This is a genomic window from Rhodococcus sp. 15-725-2-2b (assembly GCF_002259075.1).
GTDB lineage: Bacteria > Actinomycetota > Actinomycetes > Mycobacteriales > Mycobacteriaceae > Rhodococcoides.
The window spans coordinates 367998-390661 of record NZ_NPFL01000017.1 but is presented as its reverse complement, the minus strand read 5'-3'; the positions used below and the strand labels follow the sequence as shown (position 1 = coordinate 390661).

General features: G+C 64.7%; 21 protein-coding genes and 1 riboswitch. Of the genes, 9 read left to right on the top strand and 12 right to left on the bottom strand.

All coding sequences use genetic code 11. The features are described from left to right. Positions 1 to 222: 222 nt before the first annotated feature. Positions 223 to 2028: an AMP-dependent synthetase/ligase gene (locus CH306_RS19945; protein WP_094647681.1), complete on the top strand. Its 1806-nt coding sequence runs from the start codon at positions 223 to 225 to the stop codon at positions 2026 to 2028. Between the two features lie 25 nt (positions 2029 to 2053). Here CH306_RS19945 and CH306_RS19940 read toward each other — a convergent pair whose 3' ends face one another. The 5 genes from CH306_RS19940 to CH306_RS19920 form a co-directional block, all read right to left on the bottom strand. Beyond that, on the bottom strand, positions 2054 to 3178 hold the full coding sequence (locus CH306_RS19940; RefSeq protein WP_094631670.1) for a glycosyltransferase family 4 protein: 1125 nt from the start codon (positions 3176 to 3178) through the stop codon (positions 2054 to 2056). A 23-nt stretch (positions 3179 to 3201) separates the two neighbouring features. After that, positions 3202 to 4554 (bottom strand): hypothetical protein, encoded by a 1353-nt coding sequence (locus CH306_RS19935; RefSeq protein ID WP_094647679.1) that lies wholly within the window; start codon positions 4552 to 4554, stop codon positions 3202 to 3204. A gap of 30 nt (positions 4555 to 4584) precedes the next feature. Beyond that, the gene (locus CH306_RS19930; RefSeq protein ID WP_218828422.1) at positions 4585 to 5571 is read right to left on the bottom strand and encodes an NlpC/P60 family protein; all 987 of its coding nucleotides are present in this window, start codon (positions 5569 to 5571) and stop codon (positions 4585 to 4587) included. A 382-nt stretch (positions 5572 to 5953) separates the two neighbouring features. Continuing rightward, the gene (locus CH306_RS19925) at positions 5954 to 6508 is read right to left on the bottom strand and encodes a C40 family peptidase (RefSeq protein WP_032394406.1); all 555 of its coding nucleotides are present in this window, start codon (positions 6506 to 6508) and stop codon (positions 5954 to 5956) included. Positions 6509 to 6524: 16 nt separating this feature from the next. Then, a riboswitch (cyclic di-AMP (ydaO/yuaA leader) is annotated at positions 6525 to 6688 on the bottom strand. A 115-nt stretch (positions 6689 to 6803) separates the two neighbouring features. Further along, positions 6804 to 7028, bottom strand: coding sequence for a hypothetical protein (locus CH306_RS19920; protein WP_256981212.1), 225 nt, complete (start codon positions 7026 to 7028; stop codon positions 6804 to 6806). Positions 7029 to 7232: 204 nt separating this feature from the next. Between CH306_RS19920 and CH306_RS19915 the strand changes: the two genes are divergently transcribed. Together CH306_RS19915 and CH306_RS19910 are read left to right on the top strand one after the other, a co-directional pair. Further along, entirely contained in the window at positions 7233 to 9032 is a 1800-nt protein-coding gene (locus CH306_RS19915; RefSeq protein WP_094647808.1) for a DEDD exonuclease domain-containing protein, read from the top strand. Between the two features lie 54 nt (positions 9033 to 9086). Continuing rightward, on the top strand, positions 9087 to 9362 hold the full coding sequence (locus CH306_RS19910) for an Lrp/AsnC family transcriptional regulator (protein WP_027497377.1): 276 nt from the start codon (positions 9087 to 9089) through the stop codon (positions 9360 to 9362). Positions 9363 to 9374: 12 nt separating this feature from the next. Here CH306_RS19910 and trpD read toward each other — a convergent pair whose 3' ends face one another. Then, positions 9375 to 10436, bottom strand: coding sequence for an anthranilate phosphoribosyltransferase (gene trpD, locus CH306_RS19905; RefSeq protein ID WP_094647675.1), 1062 nt, complete (start codon positions 10434 to 10436; stop codon positions 9375 to 9377). 53 nt (positions 10437 to 10489) lie between these two features. Next, on the bottom strand, positions 10490 to 10966 hold the full coding sequence (locus CH306_RS19900) for a hypothetical protein (RefSeq protein ID WP_094647673.1): 477 nt from the start codon (positions 10964 to 10966) through the stop codon (positions 10490 to 10492). 151 nt (positions 10967 to 11117) lie between these two features. Between CH306_RS19900 and ctaE the strand changes: the two genes are divergently transcribed. The 5 genes from ctaE to CH306_RS19875 all read left to right on the top strand — a co-directional run bounded on the left by ctaE (position 11118) and on the right by CH306_RS19875 (position 16141). Further along, positions 11118 to 11729, top strand: coding sequence for an aa3-type cytochrome oxidase subunit III (ctaE, locus tag CH306_RS19895; RefSeq protein ID WP_032394410.1), 612 nt, complete (start codon positions 11118 to 11120; stop codon positions 11727 to 11729). Positions 11730 to 11812: 83 nt separating this feature from the next. Further along, the gene (qcrC, locus tag CH306_RS19890) at positions 11813 to 12661 is read left to right on the top strand and encodes a cytochrome bc1 complex diheme cytochrome c subunit (RefSeq protein WP_032394411.1); all 849 of its coding nucleotides are present in this window, start codon (positions 11813 to 11815) and stop codon (positions 12659 to 12661) included. Next, positions 12658 to 13866, top strand: coding sequence for a cytochrome bc1 complex Rieske iron-sulfur subunit (gene qcrA, locus CH306_RS19885; RefSeq protein ID WP_230596647.1), 1209 nt, complete (start codon positions 12658 to 12660; stop codon positions 13864 to 13866). The genes qcrC and qcrA overlap by 4 nt, the downstream gene beginning before the upstream one ends. Then, entirely contained in the window at positions 13863 to 15635 is a 1773-nt protein-coding gene (gene qcrB / locus CH306_RS19880; RefSeq protein WP_094647671.1) for a cytochrome bc1 complex cytochrome b subunit, read from the top strand. The genes qcrA and qcrB overlap by 4 nt, the downstream gene beginning before the upstream one ends. A 230-nt stretch (positions 15636 to 15865) precedes the next feature. Beyond that, positions 15866 to 16141, top strand: coding sequence for a helix-turn-helix domain-containing protein (locus CH306_RS19875; RefSeq protein ID WP_032394413.1), 276 nt, complete (start codon positions 15866 to 15868; stop codon positions 16139 to 16141). Positions 16142 to 16337: 196 nt separating this feature from the next. On the opposite strand, the gene CH306_RS19870 is transcribed toward CH306_RS19875, so the two are convergent. Both CH306_RS19870 and ctaC read right to left on the bottom strand, forming a co-directional pair. After that, positions 16338 to 16754 (bottom strand): cytochrome c oxidase subunit 4, encoded by a 417-nt coding sequence (locus tag CH306_RS19870; RefSeq protein WP_032394414.1) that lies wholly within the window; start codon positions 16752 to 16754, stop codon positions 16338 to 16340. Positions 16755 to 16772: 18 nt separating this feature from the next. Then, entirely contained in the window at positions 16773 to 17852 is a 1080-nt protein-coding gene (gene ctaC / locus CH306_RS19865) for an aa3-type cytochrome oxidase subunit II (protein WP_032394712.1), read from the bottom strand. 224 nt (positions 17853 to 18076) lie between these two features. Between ctaC and asnB the strand changes: the two genes are divergently transcribed. Further along, a complete protein-coding gene (gene asnB, locus CH306_RS19860; protein ID WP_094647669.1) occupies positions 18077 to 20005 on the top strand; it encodes an asparagine synthase (glutamine-hydrolyzing) in 1929 nt (642 codons plus the stop codon). 47 nt (positions 20006 to 20052) lie between these two features. Here the strand turns inward: asnB and CH306_RS19855 are convergent, their stop codons facing one another. From CH306_RS19855 to CH306_RS19845, 3 genes are all read right to left on the bottom strand, one after another. Next, the gene (locus CH306_RS19855) at positions 20053 to 21027 is read right to left on the bottom strand and encodes a carbohydrate kinase family protein (protein ID WP_032394416.1); all 975 of its coding nucleotides are present in this window, start codon (positions 21025 to 21027) and stop codon (positions 20053 to 20055) included. Positions 21028 to 21131: 104 nt separating this feature from the next. Next, on the bottom strand, positions 21132 to 21497 hold the full coding sequence (locus tag CH306_RS19850; RefSeq protein ID WP_032394417.1) for a HesB/IscA family protein: 366 nt from the start codon (positions 21495 to 21497) through the stop codon (positions 21132 to 21134). A gap of 65 nt (positions 21498 to 21562) precedes the next feature. Continuing rightward, positions 21563 to 22636 (bottom strand): glycerate kinase family protein, encoded by a 1074-nt coding sequence (locus CH306_RS19845; protein WP_094647667.1) that lies wholly within the window; start codon positions 22634 to 22636, stop codon positions 21563 to 21565. Positions 22637 to 22664: the final 28 nt, after the last annotated feature.

Genomic DNA, 22664 nt, shown 5'->3' with positions numbered 1-22664 from the left:
CCTGGTCGTTCCTGCAGGCTCCACTCCCCTCTTTCCGGGTCGTTCCTGCGGGCTCCACTCCCCTGTTCTCGGGACGTTCCTGCAGGCTCCACTCCCCTGTTCCCGGGTCGTTCCTGCAGGCTCCACTCCGGGCGCATTTCGATGCCGCGAGCCCGGGTCTAGAGTATCTGTGAAGCCGAGCTATCGACTTTCGTTCTCCCCGTTCTATCCGGAGGTAATCCCGTGCGCGAGTTCACCGTCGCCGCAAAATACGACATCGCGGACACCGACTCGGCTGTCGACACCGTCTTCGTCCGCGCCCGTAACTCACCGGACGCGACAGTGTTCCGCCGCCAGGTCGATGGGCAGTGGCTCGACGTCACCGCCGCCGAGTTCGAACAACTGGTGGTCGGAGTGGCACAGGGCCTCATCGCCGCCGGCATCGAGCAGGGCGATCGCGTCGCCCTGATGTCGTCGACGCGATTCGAGTGGTCGGTTCTCGACTACGCGATCTGGGCCGCAGGCGGTGTCACGGTGCCGATCTACGAGACCTCCTCCGCCGGGCAGGTGGAATGGATCCTCGAAGACGCCGAGCCCGTCCTGCTGATACTCGAGAACGACGCACACGTGCGGGAAACGAAAACCGTTGTGGCAGCTGCGCCGTCGGTGCGGCAGACGTTCGTGATCGAGAACTCCGCCGGGTCCGACGCCGTGCAGGCCCTGACCGACGGCGGATCCGAGTTCACCGAAGATCAGGTACATCAACGTGTTTCGACTCTCGCCTCGTCCGACCCGGCCACATTGATCTACACCTCCGGAACCACCGGTCGTCCCAAGGGCGTCCAACTGACCCATGCCAATCTGCTCGCCGAATCACTCGGCATTCGCGAGACCTCGCTGAAATCACTGATGAGGCAGGGCCGCAGCACCCTGATGTTCCTGCCGCTCGCGCATGTCCTCGCCCGCGCAGTGAGCATCGCGTCGTTCGATGCCGGAGTCACGCTCGGCCACACCAACGACATCCCGAACCTCGTCGCGACGTTCGGCACGTTCCAACCGGACTTCATCCTCTCGGTGCCTCGAGTGTTCGAGAAGGTGTTCAACACCGCCAAACAGAAGGCGCACGCCGACGGCAAAGGCAAGATCTTCGACCTCGCCACCGAATGCGCAGTGGCGTGGAGTGAGGCGCAGGACACCGGTGGACCGGGAATCGTGTTGCGCGCCAAGCACACCGTGTTCGACAAGTTGGTCTACGGCAAACTGCGGGCAGCGCTCGGCGGTAAGTGCGAGCTCGCGATCTCCGGCGGAGCGCCTCTCGGTTCCCGTCTCGGCCACTTCTACCGGGGCATCGGCGTGACGATCTACGAGGGCTACGGCCTGACCGAAACCACCGCGGCGTTCGCGGTCAACACCATCGGCTTCCAACGCGTCGGCAGCGTCGGGCGTCCACTGCCCGGCAACACCGTGCGCATCGCCGAGGACGGCGAGATCCAACTCCGCGGACCGGTCGTGTTCGACGGCTACTGGCGCAACGAGGTCGCGACCGCCGACTCGCTGGACGACGGCTGGTTCCGCACCGGAGACCTCGGTTCGGTCGACGAAGACGGGTACATCACGATCTCGGGTCGCAAGAAGGAACTGATCGTCACCGCCGGAGGCAAGAACGTCTCACCGGCCGGACTGGAAGACCAATTGCGGGCGGGTGCGCTGATCAGCCAGGCCGTCGTCGTCGGCGATCAGAAGCCCTTCATCGGTGCGCTCATCACCCTCGATCCGGATGCGTTCGATCGCTGGAAGTCCTCCCACGGCAAGGCCGCCGACGCCACCGCAGCCGATCTGCAGACCGACCCCGAACTCGTCGCGGAGATCGACGCCGCCGTTGCCGACGCGAACAAGTCCGTCTCACATGCGGAGTCGATCAAGAAGTATCGACTCCTCCCCCACGACTTCTCGGAGGAGAGCGGTGAGCTGACTCCCACCATGAAGCTCAAGCGCAACGTCATCACCGCCGCCTACGCCGACGAGATCGAATCGATCTACGCCCGGTAGGTGCACCGCATCGCGATGACGCGCGTCAGATCAGTGACCGCAGCTTCTCGGTCAGCACGTCCCAGCGCCATTCCGCGTCCACCCACGCGCGGCCGGCATTGCCCATCTGCGTTGCCAGCGTGCGATCGGACAGGATTCGCACGATCGCGTCCGTGATCTCCGAGACCGACGTCCCGTCGACGACGACACCGGTCTTGTTGTGCTGCACCGCTTCCGGCGCACCCCCGGACATGCCCGCGACGACCGGTACGCCGCAGGACGACGCTTCGAGGTAGACGATGCCGAGACCTTCGACATCGAGACCGGCACCTCGGGTGCGGCTCGGCATCGCGAACACGTCGGCGATGGTGTGGTGGGCGGCGAGCTCCGCCGACGGCACGGTGCCGGTGAACACCACGTGTTGCTCCATTCCGGTGGATCGAACGAGCTCGCGCAGGGTCTTCTCGTAGGGTCCGCCGCCGACGATGACCAGGACCGCTCCGTCGACGGCCCGGCGGATCCCCGGAAGCGCACGGATCAGGAAATCCTGCCCTTTGCGCGGAACGAGCCGGGACAGGCACAGAACGGTGGGGCGATCACCGAGGCCGTAGCGCGCGCGAAGGTCCGTTCGCGCCGCGTCGTCGGGCACGAAGCGATCGGTGTCGACACCGGGCGGTAGGTGTTCGAGGGCGGCAGTCCGCCCGAACGCCGAGCTGAAGCGCCCCCGGGTGTACTTGCTGACGTAGGTCACCACGTCGGTGTTCTCGCCGATCGTGCGCAGGGTCGCACGCCCGCCCGGCACCATCGACCAACCGACCTCGTGACCGTGCGTACTGGCCACGATGCGATCGGCCCCGGCCTTGCGCAGGTACGACGACATCACCGCCAACGGAGCCGACGCACCGAACCACACGGAATCGCAGCCTCGGGACTTCAGGATTCGAGCTGCGCGACGCGCGACGAGCGGAGTCGGCAACATCAGGGTCGTCGGATGCCTGATCACCTCGAAAGGCTGCGCGGCATCGAACTTCTCGTGCGAGTCGCCCCGCCACCGCGGTGCGTACACCACCAGCTCGTCGGCCGGCAGTTGCGAGGCGAAGCTGTGGAGATAGGACTGAATACCACCCGGGCGAGGAGGAAAGTCGTTCGTCACGAGCAGAGTACGACGCATGGCGACAACCGTAGCGCCCCGTCTCAACCGGCCTGGCGAGCCACCCAGTCGCCCCACGAGGCGACGAACTGTGCGCGGCTCGTTCCCAACACCGACGCGAAGACAGAATCGGTGGAGCTGTCGGAGGCGAGCGACTCGTACAGGGTGCGCAGCCTCGACTCCCCGAATCTGTCGGCCACGAATGCGAACACCGACCACGCCGATTCGTAGGCCACACTCGATCTGGCCCCGCCTGCACCGAAGTCCTCGTTCTTCGGCAGCACCGTCGGCGGCCCGCCCGCCGCCACGATTGCCGCGAGAGTGGGGGCGACTTGCACGAACTCGGCACCGGAATTTCGATACCCGGAATAGTCGGCGAACCCTTCCGACACCCACAACTCGGTACCGTCGGACGTCTTCGCCCTCGCCGCCACGTGGGTCAACTCGTGGCGCAGAACCGAGCGCACGGTGAAGGGCGTCAACCGCGTCGCGGCGTCGGGACCGAACACCACCCGCTGACCCGTCGGACGGGAGCCGTCGCCCACCACCGCGTCGGACACCGTCACTGCGGCCACCTCGGTGGACGGCGCGGACCCCGTCAGTTCGGCGAACTCCTCCGCGGAGGACGCGACGAACACCAGCCCGTCGCGCGCCCAATCGTCCCCCCAGAAGTCGGTGACGGCCGCGGTTGCCGACGGAAGTTCGGCGGCCACGCTTTCGACGAACTGCTCGCGGTCCGGATGCCCCATGACCACCGATGTCCCGGCCGCGGTGGGCACCGAGCGCACCTTCAAGGGCCCGAAATCCCACGGCCCACGCCAGGTGTGGCGTCGGTATTCGGTCAGGTCCGCGTCGTCGACCAGCCGCCAGCGACCGTCCCGCTCGGCTACCACCAATGAGACCGGCCGACGCGTCGGCGACGCGTCCGGCCCGGCGACCGCGTACTTCAGATACACCGCCGGTGCCCAGACGTCGGTCGAATCCAGCGCCTCGGCGATCTGCGGCGGCACCGGAGTTTCGGGCTCGTCACCCAACTCGTAGTCGAACTCGGAGAAGGGCACGCCCGGCACCACTGCGGCCCGGCGCACCTGCGCCTCCACGAAGTCGGGGGCGGCCAGAGGATCCACCGACTCCCGCAGTGCATCGAGATCGCCGGAGCGAACCGCACGGGCCCACTGGTCCAGGAGAACGGTCACCTCGGCGCGACGCTGCTGATCGTAGGTCGGTGGGTTTCCCTCGACTGTCGAGTCGGCAGTACCTGCGCTGGACGTGCTGTCGAATCGGTGAACAAGACCGACCGAGACAGCCACCGCGGCCACGAGCACGACGGCGAGCAACCGCACTCGTAGCGATCGGGCGAGAACACGCAATCCGGAGCGCCGGTTCGAGCCACTCATGCAGGCGTTCGTCGATCGTCGAGGCGCACCTCAGTATCGACGCGCCCCGTAGTACGGGAACGATGCCATCGACTGAACCTTCACAGGAACACCGAAGGTGGAGGCATGCAGCACGTTGCCGTTCCCGGCATAGATCCCGACGTGAGAGATGTCCGGGTAGAACAGGACGACGTCACCCGGCTGCAGATCTTTCTGATCCACCGGCGTTCCGCCCGCTGCCTGCGCCTGACTCGACCGCGGCAATGTCTTGCCCACCTGCTTGTAGGCCCACACGACCAAACCGGAGCAGTCGAAGCCGTCCGGACCGGTGCCGCCCCAGACATACGGCTTGCCGATCTGCGTCAGGCCGGCCTGCAACGCACTGGCACCCGATCCCGGCGTCAGATTCTGCAGAATGGTGGTGGGATCGAATCCTTCGGGCAGGGCCGATCCGGCCAGAGCCAACTGCTCCGAGGACGAGAGCGCACTGTAGGCAGCCATGACCTCGGCTATCTGACCCTGCAGCTCACTCTGCTTGGCCTGAAGGTCGTCGCTGACGGCCTTGGCCTGTTCGGCCGCGACACGTGCCTGGTCGGCGGCCGTCGTTGCGGCCTGCTCGGCCGTCACGGCATCCGAGCTCGCCTGCTTGAATCGAGCGACCTGGTCGGCGGTATCGGCAGAGATCACGTCCAGTGCAGACATCTGGTCGAGCAACTGTTGCGGCGAATCGCTGACCATCACGGCGAACAGTCGATTGGTCCGCGCACCCTGGTAATTGACGTTGGCGACCTTGTCCATGGCCGGTTTGAGCTGCGCCAACTGCGCCTGCGCTGCGTCCAGAGCGGCACGACTCCGGTCGACGGCGACCTGTGCATCGAGTTGCTGCTGGTTCTTGGCGTCGAGATCGATCTGCGCGTTGTGCAGAGCTTCGTTGGTTTGCTCGGACTGGCGAGAGAGCTCGGCGAGTTCGGTCTGCGCGTCGGACGCCGAGTCGAATCCCGGCTGCGCGGTCGCCGTCGTCATCGGGACCACGACCATGCACGCGGTCAGTGCGACAGCAACCACCGAGTTGCGGGCCAGCCGCAACGCTCGGGTAGATCTCGATAGGGCCACGGAAAGCGACTCTCCGTCCTCACACGTGTTGCCTCGAGCGAGGCAACGGTTGGAAAAGTGGACCGAAACCGAACCATACCCATGCTCTTGCGGGCGCGGACGTGAACACGGCCCGAAATCGATGGGGATTCGAGGTGACAGGTCACAAAGTAAACATCGACCAGGTCTCGATCAGATTACGAACTAGGGGCTTCCCTGTCCACCGGACCGGCGTGTCGCGCGGCCGGTGTCCGGATACGACGACAGGGCCGAGCCGATGGACGGCTCGACCCTGTCGGTCGATCACAGCGGACGTCGCTCGCTCGAATCAGTAACGGCGAGCACCGTCGAACGGCATCGAGGCAAGCGGAGCAACCTTGACCGGCACGCCGGAGGTGGATGCATGCACGACATTGCCGTTGCCGACGTAGATACCCGAGTGCGAGCCGCCGTAGAACGACACGACGTCGCCGGGAACCAGGCTGTCGCGCGAGACCGGAGTGCCCGCGGCCGCCTGGTCGTAGCTGGTACGGGGCAGGCTGATGCCGGCCTGCTTGTACGCCCACTGGACGAGGCCCGAGCAGTCGAACGAATCCGGACCCGAAGCGCCGTACACGTACGGTGCTCCGATCTTGGACTCAGCGGCCTGAACGGCCTTTGCTGCCGGGGTGACCTGGGGTGCCAACGGCGCACCCGGTGCAGGCACACCCGGGATGTTGAGGGGAGGGAGGCCCGGGATGTCAGGAATCTCGAAGGTTCCGACGCCGGGAATGGTGAGGGGGGCCGCCATTGCGGGTGCAGCGGGAAGGATGACCACGCCTGCAGTGAGCGCTCCGGCTACGAGGACTCGCCGCAATGATCGGTTGGAAAGTTGTGACGCCACGAAAGATGGTGCTCCGTTTCTTCCTATCGTCCGCCGACCGAGTTAGCTGACGGGTTCGGGCTGGGAAGAGCAGCCCTACCCACCGGCCACCGTGTGGTGGCTCAGCGGGATTCACCCCAGTAGATATCGGGTTCCCGGTACGAACACTCTCGCGAGTGAACGATTAGGCGGTGACTTGCGACGCCACTCCGGTTTGGACTGGCGAGACTCCGCAAGGTCTCAGGAAGGTTACGAAATGGCATACCCCCGTGTCGACCCCAACTCGCCGAGGCGAGCGGATTCGGCTCGATTCTCACTAGCCGGCGCGCTGATCCCCCGGTGTATCACGAGTCGATAACAACGGAACCTCGGCGGTGTCGTCATCGTTCACAACGAGCTTGAGTGCGGGCACGAGGCCGACATCGGCGAGCACACCCATGGCACCGAGTTCTTCCTGCTCGAGAGTGATACGAGACGGCGGCCCGACCCACCGGCCGTCCGATCTCGACGGCATCCCCGGAGCCCCCAGAAGCACCGTCACGACGCAGTCCTCGCAGGCGATGTCACGGACCAGGCAGTCACTGCAGTCGATGATCATTGTGATCCTTGTCTCTTTGCGGTTTCCGGCGGCCGAATCGGCCGACGAAGCGAAAGATAGCGACGGGCACCGACAGGTTTCGTGACGCGGCGACGTTCGACGGCACCATGAACGTTCTTGTCGGGGGTCGGCCCTAACGTCGTCGCGGTGAGCCTGCCCATCCAGCTGACGTTCGACGAACTCGATACCCCGCTGCACGAGACCACGTTCGTCGTCGTCGACCTCGAGACCACCGGCGGGAGCGCGGACACCGAGGCCATCACCGAAATCGGCGCGGTCAAGGTAAGAGGCGGCGAAATTCTCGGCGAATTCGCCACCCTGATCGATCCGGGCAGATCCATCCCGCCGTACATCGTGGAACTGACCGGCATCACATCGGCGATGCTCATCGGCGCGCCGCGCATCGAACGGGTTCTTCCCGGTTTCCTCGAGTTCGCACGCGGTTCGGTGCTGGTGGCGCACAACGCCGGCTTCGACACGGGATTCCTCAGAGCCGCCGCCAGTCGTCTCGACATCGCATGGCCGCGGTTCCAGGTGCTGTGCACGGTCAAGCTGGCTCGACGAGTTCTGACGCGCGACGAGGCACCTTCGGTGAAGCTGTCGGCGCTCTCCACACTGTTCCGATCCGGTACCAGGCCCACCCACCGCGCGCTCGACGACGCCCGAGCGACCGTCGACGTTCTGCACGGACTCATCGAACGGGTGGGCAATCAGGGGGTTCACAGCTACGCCGAGTTGGTCGACTACCTACCCGCGGTGTCGGCCGGCCAGCGCGCCAAACGCGGGCTGGCTGCTCACCTTCCCGGTACGCCCGGCGTCTATCTGTTCCGCGGCCCGTCCGACGAGGTGCTGTACGTCGGTACGTCCAACAACCTCAAGCGGCGTGTGCGCAACTACTTCACCGGTTCGGAGACGAGAGGCCGGATGAAGGAGATGGTCGCACTGGCGACTCGCGTCGACCACGTCGAGTGTGCGCACGCGCTCGAAGCCGGGGTCCGCGAGTTACGTCTGCTCTCGGCGCACGTCCCGCCGTACAACCGCCGCTCGAAGTTCCCCAGGAAGGGGTGGTGGATCACCCTGACCGACGAGGCGTTCCCCCGCCTGTCGATCGTCCGCACACCGACACCGAACAGTCTCGGACCGTTCTCGGTTCGCGGCGACGCCGCAGAGGCCGCTGCGCTCGTCGCCGAGTTCTGCCGCCTGCGAACCTGCACTCGCCGACTCGCGCGCTCGGTTCGACACGGCGACCAGTGCCCGGCAACAGACGTCGGAGGCTGCCCTGCGGCACTGTGCGGCCCGTTGACGGCCGACGAGTACTCGGATGCCCCGAGGCAGTTTCTGGCGCTCGTGTGCGGTCAGGACGATGCCGTGCTGTACTCCATGCGCCGCCGCGTCGCCGAGCTCGCGGACAAGGAGCTGTTCGAGACGGCCGCTCGTCTGCGTGATCGAATCGCGATCACCGTCGATGCACTACGCAGGATGCACCGATCGGCGGCGGTGGCCGCCATTGCCGAACTCGTTGCGGCGAAACGAACGGCCGACGGCGGGTGGGAGTTGATCGTGGTGCGCTTCGGCCGTCTGGCCGGCGCTGCCGTCGCACCGCGCGGAGTGCATCCGATGCCTGTCGTCGATGCCATCACCGCGTCGGCCGAAACGGTCCTGCCCGATACGACGCCGCTTCGCGGTGCGCCGCCGGAAGAAGTGGGACTGATCGCGGCGTGGTTGCGCACGGACGGAGTCCGGATCGTGCGCACGAGCAGTGGGTACTGCAGCCCGGCACGGTCGGCGGGTTCGTGGGAGTCGTGGTGTCGGACGGCGAGAGAAGCATCGAGGGCAGGAGTGGAGCCTGCGGAACGACCGTTAGGGGCAGGAGTGGAGCCTGCGCAACGGCAAGTGTGGGCAGGAGTGGAGCCTGCGGAACCGCTCTCGGGATATGGCAGCCATTAGGGTTTGGGGGTAGCTCGCGTCGGACACCGAGCTCGAGATGCTGGAGGAGCACAGATGATCAATGCCATCGTCTTGATCGACGCCGAGGCCGATCTGATTCCGGAGGCGGCGCAGGCCGTCGCCGATGTCGACGGGGTGTCGGAGGTCTATTCGTGTGCTGGGGATGTCGATTTGATCGCCATCGTCAAGGTTCGCGATCATGCTTCGATCGCAGAGGTCATCACCAAGCACATCAATCGAGTGAGGGGTGTGCGCAGCACCACCACTCACATTGCGTTCCAGTCCTATTCGAGTGCCGATGTCGATGCGGGGTTCTCGATAGGCGAATAGGCGCGTTCGGTGTCAGTCGGCGAGTTCGGTGGTGCATCGACCCCAGTCGGCGAGCAGCTGTGCTGCCGCGCCTGAATCGACTGTCTTTGCGGCAGTGACCAATCCGGCTTCGATCCGGGCGTGGAGGTCGTCGGACACGCCGTGGTGCGCTGCCATTGCTGCGGCAGCGTTGAGCAGTACTGCGTCGCGGACGGGGCCGTGTTCACCGGCGAACACTCGGTGCGCCACGGCCGCGTTGAATTCTGCGTCTCCGCCTCTGAGTGCGTCGATGGGCGCTCGGGCGATTCCGTAGTCGACCGGGTCGATCGTCTCGACCGTGACGGCCCCGTCGGACACCACGTGCACGGTGGTCGTGGTGGACAGGGTGATCTCGTCGAGGCCGTCGTCACCGCGCACGACGAGCACCGAACTGCCGCGTTGGGCGAATACGCCCGCGACGACGGGGACAAGATTCTCGAAGGCGCAGCCGATGAGTCCGGCGCGGGGGCGGCCGGGGTTGGTCAGCGGGCCCAGCACATTGAACGCCGTCGGGATCCCGATCTCCTTGCGGGCGGGACCGGAGAAACGCAGCGCGGGGTGATGGATCGGGGCGAAGCAGAACCCGATACCGACCTGCTCGACGCTCGACGCGACTCCGGCAGCGCCCAGGTTCACGTGCACTCCCAGCGCTTCGAGCACATCGGTCGTTCCGCTCTTGGACGACGCTGCGCGGTTGCCGTGTTTGACCACTCGTACACCACTGGCGGCGACGACGATGGCGGCCATCGTGGAGATGTTCACGGTGTCGGCTCCGTCACCGCCGGTTCCGACGACGTCGACGGCGTCACGGTCGGTCTCGACGAGAAGGGCGTGCGAGAGCATCGACTCGGCGAGACCTTCCAGTTCCGCAGGTGTCGGGCCCTTCATCTTCAGCGCCACCCCGAAGGCGGCGATCTGCGCGGCTGTGGCGTTGTCGGACATGATCTCGTCCATCACCCAACCGGTGTCGGCGCTCGACAGGTCGGAGTACGTGGTCAACGCTCCGAGAATTCGACGCCACGTTCGCGGCTGCTCGTCACTGGTCGGTGCGGTCATGGTGGTTGTGCCGTGCCCTTCTGCCGTCGATGCCCGTACGGTGCGGTGGAAGCTTAGCCAGACGCTGCGCCGGGCTGCGCAGGCTGCAGTGCGTCCCACCCGAGTACCGCTCCCCCTCGTCGCTGGGCGAGCCCGGCCATGCGAGAACGCTCCTGTGAGCAGTGCAAGGCGTCGAGCACCTGAACACGTTGCAGTACCAGAGGCACGCCGTCGTCGACCCGAGGGCGGTAACCGGGGCTCTCAGGTAGATCGACGACGGGTCCCACCTCGTAGCCGTCCTGAGCCGCGACCGCCGCAGCGTCCTCGACTTGGTCCGAGGGCAACACCAGATGATGCCGGAGCACCACGTCCGCCGACTCCGTCCACACCGGCTGGGTCCTCGCTGCTTCGTCGAGCACGGCCGAACACGCCTGTGCATCGTCGAAGCAACTCGCCACTGTCACGAGGTCGTCACGGGTGGGGTCCAGAGGTTCTGCCGTCGATCGCGAGAACAGTCTCCGAAACCATCCACCCTCGGTGCGCTTTGCCATGAGGCCAGCCTTGCACGACTGGACCCTACCGGCCCGTACAGGGGCTCTCACCAGCACGGGAACAAGGACGGACCCGGATTCGTTCCGACACGACGCGCCAAGAGCGGACCCGGATATGCCTTCCGTACTACGACGGGTCATACTTCTCTTTGTGACGAGCGCTGTAGGGACTCAAGGATCGGCAATCACCCAACGCGTGCACTCGCTGAACCGTCCCAATATGGTCAGCGTCGGCACGATCGTGTGGCTGTCGAGTGAACTCATGTTCTTCGCCGGACTGTTTGCGATGTACTTCGTCGCACGCGCCCAGGCGAATGGAATCTGGCCGCCCGAGCCGACGGAGCTGAACCTCGCTCTCGCTGTGCCGGTGACCGCGGTGCTGATCGCATCGTCGTTCACCTGTCAGCTGGGTGTGTTCGCCGCCGAGCGAGGTGACGTCTTCGGACTCCGCCGCTGGTACATCATCACTCTGATGATGGGCACGTTCTTCGTGGCCGGCCAGGCGTACGAGTACTACCACCTGGTGCACGAGGGTACGACGATCTCGAGCAGCGTGTACGGCTCGGTCTTCTACATCACGACCGGCTTCCACGGACTGCACGTGATCGGCGGACTCATCGCCTTCGTCTTCCTGATCACCAGAACGTTGGTCAGCAAGTTCACGCCAGCACAGGCCACCGCCGCCATCGTCGTTTCGTACTACTGGCACTTCGTCGACATCGTCTGGATTGCCCTCTTCGCAACGATCTACTTCATCCGCTAGTGACAGTCAGCACGCCAAAGATAACGAGCGAACGGATTCAGCCCCCGACGTTCGGTCCGTCCCGACACGACAAGGGATAGAAGATGAGTTCATCTCCCCCAGCAGCATCCGACGACAACGCCGCCTCCAAGACGAGACGGCAGCGTAAGACGCGCCGACGCATCACCGGTGCGCTCGTTCTGATGATGGGCCTTCTGAGCGCAGGATTCCTCGCCTCGGCTCTGACGCCGGCTCCGCAGGTCGCGACCGCCGATACCGATTCGGCAGCGCTGATCCGCGAGGGCAAGCAGCTCTACGACACGTCCTGCGTCACGTGCCACGGAGCCAACCTGCAGGGTGTTCAGGATCGCGGACCGAGCCTCATCGGCGTCGGCGAAGCGGCTGTCTACTTCCAGGTGTCGAGCGGCCGCATGCCTGCCGTCCGCAACGAGGCGCAGGCGCTGCGCAAGCCGCCGAAGTTCAACGACAAGCAGATCGACGCGCTCGGTGCCTACATCCAGGCCAACGGTGGCGGACCGACGGTCATCCTCGACGAGAACGGCGAGATCGCTCAGGAGTCACTGCGCGGCGACGACATCGGACGCGGAAGCGAGTTGTTCCGACTCAACTGCGCCTCCTGCCACAACTTCACGGGCCTCGGCGGAGCTCTCTCCTCGGGTAAGTTCGCACCCCCGCTCGGACCCGCGAACGAGCAGGAGATCTACACCGCGATGGTCACGGGTCCTCAGAACATGCCGAAGTTCTCCGATCGCCAGCTGACGCTGGAAGAGAAGTCCGACATCATCGCCTACATCAAGTCGTCCACCGAGACGCTGCCTGCAGGCGGATGGAGCATCGGCGGCTTCGGTCCCGGTACCGAGATGATCGCTATCTGGACGGTCGGCATCATCGCCGTCGTCGGAGCAACTTTGTGGATCGGAGCTAGATCATGACCGACGGCGATTCCGGCCGTAAGGACGCGAACAACGACGAATCCGGACGCAAGGATGCGCCCGGTGCCGAAGGCGTGAACGCGGACAAGAAGTACACCGACGAGGAACTCGCCGCGCTCAGCCGCGACGACCTGGTCAAACTGGGCACCAACCTCGACGGTGTCGACGTCGCTTTCCGCCGCAACCGTTGGGCAGTGGAAGGTACCCGCGCCGAGAAGCGCGCCGAGCGCAGCGTCGCCATCTGGTTCTCGATCGCCGGTCTCGCTGCGGTCGCGTTCATCGGTATCTACCTGTTCTGGCCGTGGCAGTACGCCGGTATCGGCGAAGAGAACTACATTGCCTACTCGCTCTACACCCCGCTCATCGGCGCAACGATGGGTCTGGCGATCCTCGCGGTCGGTGTCGGCGCGGTGCAGTTCACCAAGAAGTTCATCCCCGAAGAGGTCTCCATCCAGGACCGTCACGACGGCGGTTCGTCGGAGACGGATCGCAAGACGCTCGTGGCGGAGCTGGGCGACTCCCTCGACACGTCGACCATCGGTCGTCGCAAGGTGATCAAGCGGTCGCTGGTCTTCGGTGGTGGCGCACTCGGTGTGATGGCGCTTCTCCCCCTGGGCGGCCTGATCAAGAACCCGTGGGCGAAGGGCGAAGATTCGCCGTTGTGGGTATCCGGCTGGACTCCTCGCTACGATGGAGAGACCATCTACCTCCGACGAGACACCGGGCGACCGGAAGATGTCGTTCTCGTTCGGCCCGAGGACTTGGACGCTGGTGCCATGGAGACCGTCTTCCCGTTCCGCGAAGCGGATCGCGAGAGCGAGCACGACCTGCTCGTATCCCTGCGTGGTGTTCGCAACTCGGTCATGCTCATCCGCCTTCGCCCGGACGCCGCCAGCAACGTCGTCAAGCGCAAGGGTCAAGAAAGCTTCAACTACGGCGATTACTTCGCCTACTCCAAGATCTGCACGCACCTGGGTTGCCCGACATCGTTGTACGAGCAGCAGACCAACCGAATTCTCTGCCCTTGCCACCAGTCGCAGTTCAACGCGCTCGAGTACGGCAAGCCGATCTTCGGACCGGCTGCGCGTGCGCTGCCCCAACTTCCCATCACTGTCAACGAAGAGGGATTCCTCGTCGCTTCGGGAGACTTCACCGAAGCACTGGGACCCGCCTTCTGGGAACGTCGTCCGGAGCGTGACTCATGAGTACATTGCAAAACCTCGCCGCCAAGCAGGCCGACGGCGTAGACAGTCGCTATCACCTGGCACCTGGGCTACGGCGCCAGATCAACAAGGTGTTCCCCACCCACTGGTCCTTCCTGCTCGGTGAGATCGCGCTGTACAGCTTCGTGATCTTGCTGATCTCGGGCGTGTTCCTCACCCTGTTCTTCGACCCCTCGCTCAGCGAGGTCGTGTACGACGGTGCGTACACCCCGCTCAACGGTGTGACGATGTCCAGGGCGTACGCAACGGCTCTCGACATCACGTTCGAGGTTCGCGGCGGTCTGTTCATGCGACAGATTCACCACTGGGCGGCTCTGATGTTCGCCGCCTCGATCATCGTGCACATGATGCGCATCTTCTTCACCGGCGCGTTCCGTCGCCCGCGTGAGGCCAACTGGGTCATCGGCTGCTTGTTGCTCATCCTCGCGATGTTCGAGGGCTTCTTCGGCTACTCGCTGCCCGACGATCTGCTCTCCGGCACCGGCCTCCGCGCCGCACTGGGTGGCATCACGATGAGCATCCCGATCATCGGTACGTGGATGCACTGGCTCATCTTCGACGGCGACTTCCCCGGCACGATCATCATCCCGCGCCTGTACGTCGCTCACGTTCTTCTGCTGCCGGCAATCATCCTGGCCCTGATCGCGGCCCACTTGGCTCTGGTCTGGTACCAGAAGCACACCCAGTTCCCCGGACCGGGCCGCACGGAACAGAACGTCGTCGGCGTTCGTATTCTCCCGGTCTTCGCAGTCAAGTCCGGTGCCTTCTTCGCCGTCACCTTCGGCATCCTGGCAGCAATGGGCGGACTGCTCCAGATCAACCCGATCTGGAATCTCGGACCGTACAACCCGTCGCAAGTGTCGGCCGGTGTGCAGCCCGACTTCTACCTGATGTGGACCGACGGCATGGCCCGACTGTGGCCTGCGTGGGAGATATACATCGCTGGGCGCTACACCATCCCGGCAGTGTTCTGGGTGGCAGTGATCATGGGTCTCGTCTTCACCGTGATGATCGCCTACCCCTGGATCGAGAAGCGTCTCACCGGAGACACTGCGCATCACAACCTGTTGCAGCGTCCCCGCGACGTTCCGGTGCGTACCGCGATCGGCGCGATGGCTCTCACCTTCTACGTGATCCTCACGCTCTCGTGCATCAACGACCTCATCGCGTACAAGTTCGACATCTCGCTCAACGCGATGACGTGGATCGGTCGTATCGGAATTCTGACCATGCCTCCGCTCGCCTACTTCATCGCGTACCGATTCTGCATCGGATTGCAGCGCAGTGACCGGGCAGTTCTCGAGCACGGCATCGAAACCGGAATCATCAAGCGCCTCCCGCACGGCCAGTACGTGGAAATCCACCAGCCGCTCGGACCGGTCGACGATCACGGACACCCGATCCCCCTCGACTACCAGGGCGCACCCGTACCGAAGAAGATGAACAAGCTCGGCTCGGCCGGAAAGCCTGGCTCGGGATCGCTGTTCAGTCCGGACCCGGTGGCACAGAGCAAGGCTCTCGAAGATGCCCTCCACAAGGGTGAACACGAGCAGCTCACGATGCTCCGCAACTACCAGGCGGGCATTCACGGCAACGGCCACTCGAACGGGAACGGTCACTCGAACGGCAACGGCCACTCGAACGGCCATGCCAATGGCAATGGCCACGCGAACGGCAACGGCAATGGACTCCATGCGGACGAGGACGCTGCTATTGCTTCGGGTCGAAGTGACAACGACAGAGAACACTGACATCTGACAGAGTCCGAAAGAGGGCGACACCGGCAACGGTGTCGCCCTCTTTTCTTGTCTGCCGACACCATCCGGACCCACAGCCGGGGCTCGCTGTCCTGAGCACGACGGCTGAGGATCCGCGAGAGTCCCGAGCGGCCCTCCCCTCCCCCACCGGCGGACGACCCACTCGCTGTATCGGCCGATCTCGGCTCGCGGGTTCTCGTCGAACCGGTATTACTATCGGTCTCATGGTCCGCATTCCCCTCACCCCCGGCGAACTCGCCCGCGGTGCCAGGCTCGGCTCTGCGCTCCGTCTTGCCCGTGGTGGCCGAACCATGACCGAGGTTGCCGACAAGGCCGGCATCTCGGTCGAAACTCTGAGGAAGATCGAGACCGGCCGGATTCCGACGCCGGCGTTCTTCACCGTCGCCGCATTGTGCGGTGCGCTGGACATCTCCCTCGACTCGCTTGCCGATTCGACGTCCTGTTCCGGTCGGACCCACTCGGAGGCCGACGTCTCCTGACTGTCCCCCGTGGTGCGCCTCCCGCTTACACCTCCCGAGTTCATAGCTCCGTCGACGTCACAGCCGCCGTGAGCCGAGCATCCGGACCGGCCTGTGCGTGTACAACAGACAAGGGCCCTGGTCGTTCGTGAGAACGACCAGGGCCCTGGTCGTTCGTGAGAACGACCAGGGCCCTTGTCGGGTGGAGCTGGTGGAGTCAGTGGCGCTCGGCACCTACGTGGTACTCGAAGACCAAACCTGCGGCCGCGGCGATGACACAGAAGACGCCCAGAGCGATGAGCCACGGCTGGAAGAAGGCGAAGCCGATGGCAGTGACGGCTGCAAAGGCTGCCAGCACGATCGGCCAGAAGCTGCCGGGGCTGAAGAAGCCCAGGTCGCCTGCACCGTCGCTCACCTCGGCGTCGTCGAAGTCTTCCGGGCGCGTATCGAGGCGTCGGGCGACGAACCTGAAGTAGGTACCGATGATCAGGGTCAGACCCACCGACAGGAAGATCGCGGTGACTCCGGCCCACTCCACTCCTGTGCGGCTCAGGCCCGTGAACAACGTGTACACGATTCCGACCAGGAGGAAGAAGACAGTGAGGATTTCGAAGATCTTGGCTTCGATTTTCATATCAGCATGCTTCCTTGGTCAGTTGCCTTCAGCGACAGCGGCTGTTCGGAGGGTGCGGTCGGTAGAGAACGGCGAGGTGCTCGTTGCGAGGGGGCTTTCGCCGATGGCTTCGAGTGCCTGCGCATTGGTCAGCGCATCTCCGCCCTCGGACAGGGGCTTGCGCAGCTCGATGTACTGCTCGAACCGCTCCGGAGACACTGCACGAACCTCGAAGTTCATCATCGAGTGGAAGGTGCCGCACATCTCGGTGCACCGTCCGACGAAGGAGCCTTCGCGTTCGATCTCGCTGATCTGGAAGACGTTGTCGGAGTGGTTCTCCTCGGGGTTCGGGAGGACGTCGCGCTTGAACAGGAATTCCGGAACCCAGAATCCGTGGATGACGTCCGAGGACGCGAGCACGAACTCGATGCGCTTGCCGGTCGGCAGAACCAGAACCGGGATCTCGTCGCTGGATCCGACCGTTTCGATCTTGTTGTAGTGCAGGTACGACAGATCCTGCGTGGAAGCTCCGTTGATCGGTCCCGGAACGAATTCGCCGTCCTCGCTGCCCTCGGCACCTTCGCCCGGGGTTGCCGCGGCCTCGGCTGCAGCCTGCTCTTCCTCGTCGGTGCCCTCGTACTTGGCGGCACCGTCCTTGAGGTCGATGGTCCGGTATCCGAACTTCCAGTTCCACTGGTACGCCGTGACATCCACCTGGACATCGGGATCTGCCTGCTTCTCGTCGACGTAGTTCTGCACCACGACCGTGAAGTAGAACAGCACCGCGATGATCACGAACGGAACCGCCGTGTAGAACAGCTCGAGCGGAACGTTGTACGCCGTCTGGCGAGGGAACTCCGGTGAGCTCTTCTTCTTACGGTGGAACAGCACCACCCAGAAGATGAGAACCCACACGATGATGCCCATGACCAGGGCTGCAATGACCGACCACGTCCACAGGTCGCCGATGCGTCGCCCCTGAGGGGTGACGCCCGAGGCGAAACCGAAATTGAGTACGTTGTCGCTGCTGATGGAACAGCCCGACAGCATCAACGCGGCTACACCGAGAAATGCTGTCAGCCCCGCTCGCCGAAGGATCCGACTCTGCGCCACGTTCACGCCTTCCTGATTGCCCACCACTGAAGAATAAGGGCTTCCACATGGAGATGCCCGAGTACTACGCAGCGTAGACCAAAGCCGGAGGAGAACCACCCTTGGGTCGTTACCTACGTCCGAGCGTGTCTGCGGCATACTCGGATCCTGATCTACAGTCCCGCTGACGACGCTCGCGGAGACCAGGACCCCTGCACTGTCCCCAACTGCGAGAAGAGGTAGCAGACGCCGTGTGTGGACTGCTCGGAGTACTCACGTCTCACGGAACGACCGCCGCCGGAGTCGAACTCGTCGCTTCGGCGACCCATTGCATGCGACACCGCGGCCCGGACGAGCCCGGTGGCACCTGGCACGACGACGACGTCGTCTACGGCTTCAATCGGTTGTCCTTCATCGACATCGAACACTCGCATCAGCCGATGCGTTGGGGTCCGCCGGAGTCGCCGAACCGGTATGCGCTCGTCTTCAACGGCGAGATCTACAACTATCTGGAACTGCGCGCAGAACTGGCACGCGACCACGGTGCCGAGTTCAGCACCGAGGGTGACAGCGAGTCCATCGTCGCAGCGTTTCACTACTGGGGTGCTGCCGCTGTGGAGCGGCTTCGGGGCATGTTCGCATTCGCCGTCTGGGACACCGAGACCCGTGAGATGTTCGTCGCTCGCGATCCCTTCGGCATCAAGCCGCTGTTCCTGGCCACCGGTCCGGGTGGCACCGCGTTCGGTAGTGAGAAGAAGAGCGTGCTCGAGCTGATGGAGTTGCTCGGTGTCGACACCGGTCTCGACCCGCGCGCCATCGAGCACTACACCGTTCTGCAGTACGTCCCCGAGCCCGAGACCCTGCACGCAGGCGTTCGGCGGCTCGAGTCCGGTTGCTACGCCACCCTGTCCCCCGGTACGACGCCGAAGATCACCCGCTACTTCACACCGAAGTTCCCGGTGCAGCCGTTCGCGCCGGGCACCGAGAAGGCGCGGTACCAGGAAATCGCCGAGGCACTCGAAGATTCGGTGGCCAAACACATGCGCGCCGACGTCACCGTCGGCTCGTTCCTCTCCGGCGGCATCGATTCGACGGCCATCGCAGCTCTGGCGATTCGCCACAATCCCGACCTGATCACGTTCACCACCGGATTCGAGCGCGAGGGCTACTCCGAGGTCGACGTGGCGGCGGAGTCCGCGGCCGCCATCGGAGCGAAGCACATCGTGAAGGTCGTGGGGCCCGAAGAATTCGCGGCATCCATTCCCGAGATCGTCTGGTATCTGGACGATCCTGTGGCCGACCCCGCCTTGGTGCCGCTGTACTTCGTCGCCAAGGAAGCACGCAAGCACGTGAAGGTCGTGCTGTCCGGTGAAGGTGCGGACGAATTGTTCGGCGGATACACCATCTACCGCGAACCGCTGTCGTTGAAGCCGTTCGAGTCGCTGCCCGCCTTCCTTCGACGAGCGGCCGGCTCGTTGAGCGAGCGAATCCCCGAGGGCACGCGCGGCAAGAGCCTGCTCAACCGCGGATCGATGACCCTCGAAGAGCGGTACTACGGTAACGCTCGCAGTTTCAACGACGCGCAGTTGCGCTCGGTGTTGCGCGAGTTCCGGTCCGAATGGACCCATCAGGACGTCACCGCCCCGATCTACGCGCAGTCGCAGGGATGGGATCCGGTGGCTCGCATGCAGCATCTGGATCTGTTCACCTGGTTGCGTGGCGACATTCTGGTCAAGGCCGACAAGATCACCATGGCGAACTCACTCGAGTTGCGAGTCCCGTTCCTGGACTCCGAGGTCTACAAGGTTGCCGAGAAGCTCCCACTCGAGCAGAAGATCACCAAGAGCACCACCAAGTACGCTCTGCGTCAGGCACTGGAGGGAATCGTTCCCGGTCATGTCCTGCACCGCGCCAAGCTGGGATTCCCGGTGCCACTGCGCCATTGGCTCCGCGGCACGGAACTCTTCGACTGGGCGCACCAGCAGATCGCCGATTCGCAGACCGATCACCTGCTGAACAAGGCAGCCGTCGTCGCAATGCTCGACGACCACCGCGCCGGCCGGTCCGATCACAGCCGTCGACTGTGGACCCTGCTGATCTTCATGGTGTGGCACGGAATCTTCGTGGAGAAACGCATCGTGCCGCAGATCGCCGAACCGGAGTACCCGGTCAACATCTGATCGAGGTCACCTCGCCGCCCCGATGGCTCGGGGCGGCGAGATCGGCATCAGACGGGGAGCAATGCCCCGATCTCCTCGCCCGCGTCGGCACCGTACGCCGCGGTCAGACGTTTGATCGCGTCGTCGCGATTGAGCTCCCACTCCTGAGTGCCGGTGGTCTCCAGCACCAGCACGGCCACGAGCGAACCGAGTTGCGCTGCGCGTTCGATACTGGCTCCGGCCATGTGTGCCGTGAGAAAACCTGCCCGGAAGCCATCGCCGACGCCGGTCGGGTCGACCTTGCTCGTCTCGGGCACGACGCCGATGTGGGTGTGTTCGCCGCCCTTGGCCACGATGTCGACGCCGCGCTTACCCAGGGTGGTGACACGTAGCTCCACCTTCGCAGCGATGTCCGCGTCGGACATGCCAGTCTTCTGCTTCAGCAGTGCCCATTCGTACTCGTTGGTGAACAGGTACGCGGCACCGTCGATCAAGTCGGTCGCCTGCGCTGCGTCGAGCCGGGCGAGCTGCTGCGACGGGTCGGCCGCGAACGGGATACCCGCAGCGCGGCACTGGGCCGTATGCGCTGTCATGGCGTCGGGGTCGTTCGCGCCGATCAGAACCAGGTCCATCTCGTGCTGCGCCGCGAGCGTCTCGATGGAAATATCACGGGCCTCGCTCATCGCTCCGGGGTAGAAGGACGCGATCTGCGCCATGTCCTCGTCCGTGGTGCAGACGAAGCGGGCGGTGTGCGCGGTAGCGGACACGCTCACACCACTGCAGTCGACGCCGTGCTCCTCCAGCCAGGTCCGGTATTCGGCGAAGTCCGGTCCCACGGCCCCGACGAGAAGAGGCGCACCGCCGAGAACTCCGAGTGCGTACGCGATGTTTCCGCCGACGCCTCCCTTGCGAATCACCAGATCGTCGACCAGGAAGCTCAGCGAGATGTTCGAGAGCTGGTCGGCGACTATCTGCTCGGCGAACCGTCCGGAGAATCGCATCAGATGGTCGGTCGCTATCGAGCCGGATACCGCGAGAGTCACGAAGGAGGGCCTTTCGGTTCTTGAGTGCTGGAGAGCTGCTGGGCAGACACGACTGTGACCGATACACGCACGCGTGTACCGGTCACAGTCGAGTACGAGTCAGCTCAGTTGAACGAGTCGCCGCACGCGCACGATCCCGTGGCGTTCGGGTTGTCGATCGTGAAGCCCTGCTTCTCGATCGTGTCCACGAAGTCGATGGATGCACCCTCCACGTACGGGGCGCTCATCCGGTCCACTGCGAGCGTGACGCCGTTGAAGTCGACCGCGAGGTCGCCGTCGAGGCTTCGGTCGTCGAAGAAGAGCTGGTAGCGCAGTCCTGCGCAACCACCTGGCTGCACCGCGATGCGCAGCGCGAGGTCGTCGCGGCCTTCTTGGTCCAGCAACGCCTTGGCCTTGGTCGACGCGGTCTCCGTCATGGTGACCTTGTGCGCTGTGGTTTCGGTCGTTGTGGCCTCGTTCGAGACGGTCATGGGCTCTCCCTATCAGTCGTACAAACCCGTGAACTACTCAACCGTACTCCCGGTGGCTCTATTCCTCACGCTCGCCGCCTCGGTTGTACGGCAGTGTCGTCCACGTCGGCCGCTACGCGCGCGGCCAGCTGTTCGAGCTGGTTCGCCGCGTCGGACATCGCCAGCTCCACCGATCCTGCGAACTCACTGATCGAGTGCGCAGCGGAGATACCCGCCGATTCCAGTTCGTCCTCGGACAATGTGACCTGTCCCGCGAGCACGATCGTGTCGATACCGGTCGCGCCGCCCGCGGCAGCCATTCTCGTCACCAGCTTGCCCCGCAGCGATTGCGAGTCGAATTTGCCCTCACCGGTGAGCACCAGGTCGACGGAGTCCAACAGTTCTTGCTGGCCGGTCCGCTCGGCCACGACAGCCGCCCCGGGCTGCTGCCTGCCGCCCAGTGCGAACAACGCCGCCCCGAGACCACCGGCGGCCCCGGCACCCGGCCGGCCCGCCACGTCGTGACCCGCGGCGGACAGGACCGCCGCCCAGTCGGCGTTCAGCTCCTCGAGCCGAGCAACGGTCTCTGCGTCGGCACCCTTCTGTGGACCGAAGACTCGGGCTGCACCGGCGTCGCCCAGCAGCGGATTCTCCACGTCCGACGCGGCGACGAGGTCGATGTCGGACAACCGGGCGACTGCCGATCCGAGTCCGCCCAGCGCACGAATCATCGCGCGGCCACCGTCGCTGCAGCTACTTCCGCCGAGTCCGACGAATATCGTTTCGGCTCCGCTGTCCAGTGCCGCGCCGAGCAACTGGCCGACGCCGTAGCTGCTCGCCTTCGATGCGGACAGTGGGGTGGGCGGCCCGTCGAGCAGATGCAGTCCGCAGGCCTGAGCCGATTCGATGTATGCCGCCGTGCCGTCGAGCAGCCATTCGGCTCGGACCGGGTTGCCGAGCGGCCCGTCCACATCCGCGAACTGCACGGTGCCGATGCGCGAAGCCAGTACTTCGACGAAGCCGGGGCCACCGTCGGATTGAGGGGCGAGTTCGAGCTCGTCGGTCTCCCGAACCGACGCCCATCCCCTGGCGATGGCGTCGGCCGCGGCCGCGGCAGTCAGGGTGTCTCCGAACGAATCCGGCGCAATCATCACTCGCATCGTCGGAAGTCTAGGGCTGCAGCGACGG

Bases quoted from the DNA above. Each gene is read 5' to 3' on its own strand.
- CH306_RS19940 (WP_094631670.1), bottom strand. From the start codon at position 3,178: ATGCGTCGTACTCTGCTCGTGACGAACGACTTTCCTCCTCGCCCGGGT.
- CH306_RS19935 (WP_094647679.1), bottom strand. From the start codon at position 4,554: ATGAGTGGCTCGAACCGGCGCTCCGGATTGCGTGTTCTCGCCCGATCG.
- CH306_RS19930 (WP_218828422.1), bottom strand. From the start codon at position 5,571: ATGGTCGTGGTCCCGATGACGACGGCGACCGCGCAGCCGGGATTCGAC.
- CH306_RS19910 (WP_027497377.1), top strand. From the start codon at position 9,087: ATGATCAATGCCATCGTCTTGATCGACGCCGAGGCCGATCTGATTCCG.
- trpD (WP_094647675.1), bottom strand. From the start codon at position 10,436: ATGACCGCACCGACCAGTGACGAGCAGCCGCGAACGTGGCGTCGAATT.
- CH306_RS19900 (WP_094647673.1), bottom strand. From the start codon at position 10,966: ATGGCAAAGCGCACCGAGGGTGGATGGTTTCGGAGACTGTTCTCGCGA.
- qcrC (WP_032394411.1), top strand. From the start codon at position 11,813: ATGAGTTCATCTCCCCCAGCAGCATCCGACGACAACGCCGCCTCCAAG.
- qcrA (WP_230596647.1), top strand. From the start codon at position 12,658: ATGACCGACGGCGATTCCGGCCGTAAGGACGCGAACAACGACGAATCC.
- qcrB (WP_094647671.1), top strand. From the start codon at position 13,863: ATGAGTACATTGCAAAACCTCGCCGCCAAGCAGGCCGACGGCGTAGAC.
- CH306_RS19875 (WP_032394413.1), top strand. From the start codon at position 15,866: ATGGTCCGCATTCCCCTCACCCCCGGCGAACTCGCCCGCGGTGCCAGG.
- CH306_RS19870 (WP_032394414.1), bottom strand. From the start codon at position 16,754: ATGAAAATCGAAGCCAAGATCTTCGAAATCCTCACTGTCTTCTTCCTC.
- CH306_RS19850 (WP_032394417.1), bottom strand. From the start codon at position 21,497: ATGACCGTCTCGAACGAGGCCACAACGACCGAAACCACAGCGCACAAG.
- CH306_RS19845 (WP_094647667.1), bottom strand. From the start codon at position 22,636: ATGCGAGTGATGATTGCGCCGGATTCGTTCGGAGACACCCTGACTGCC.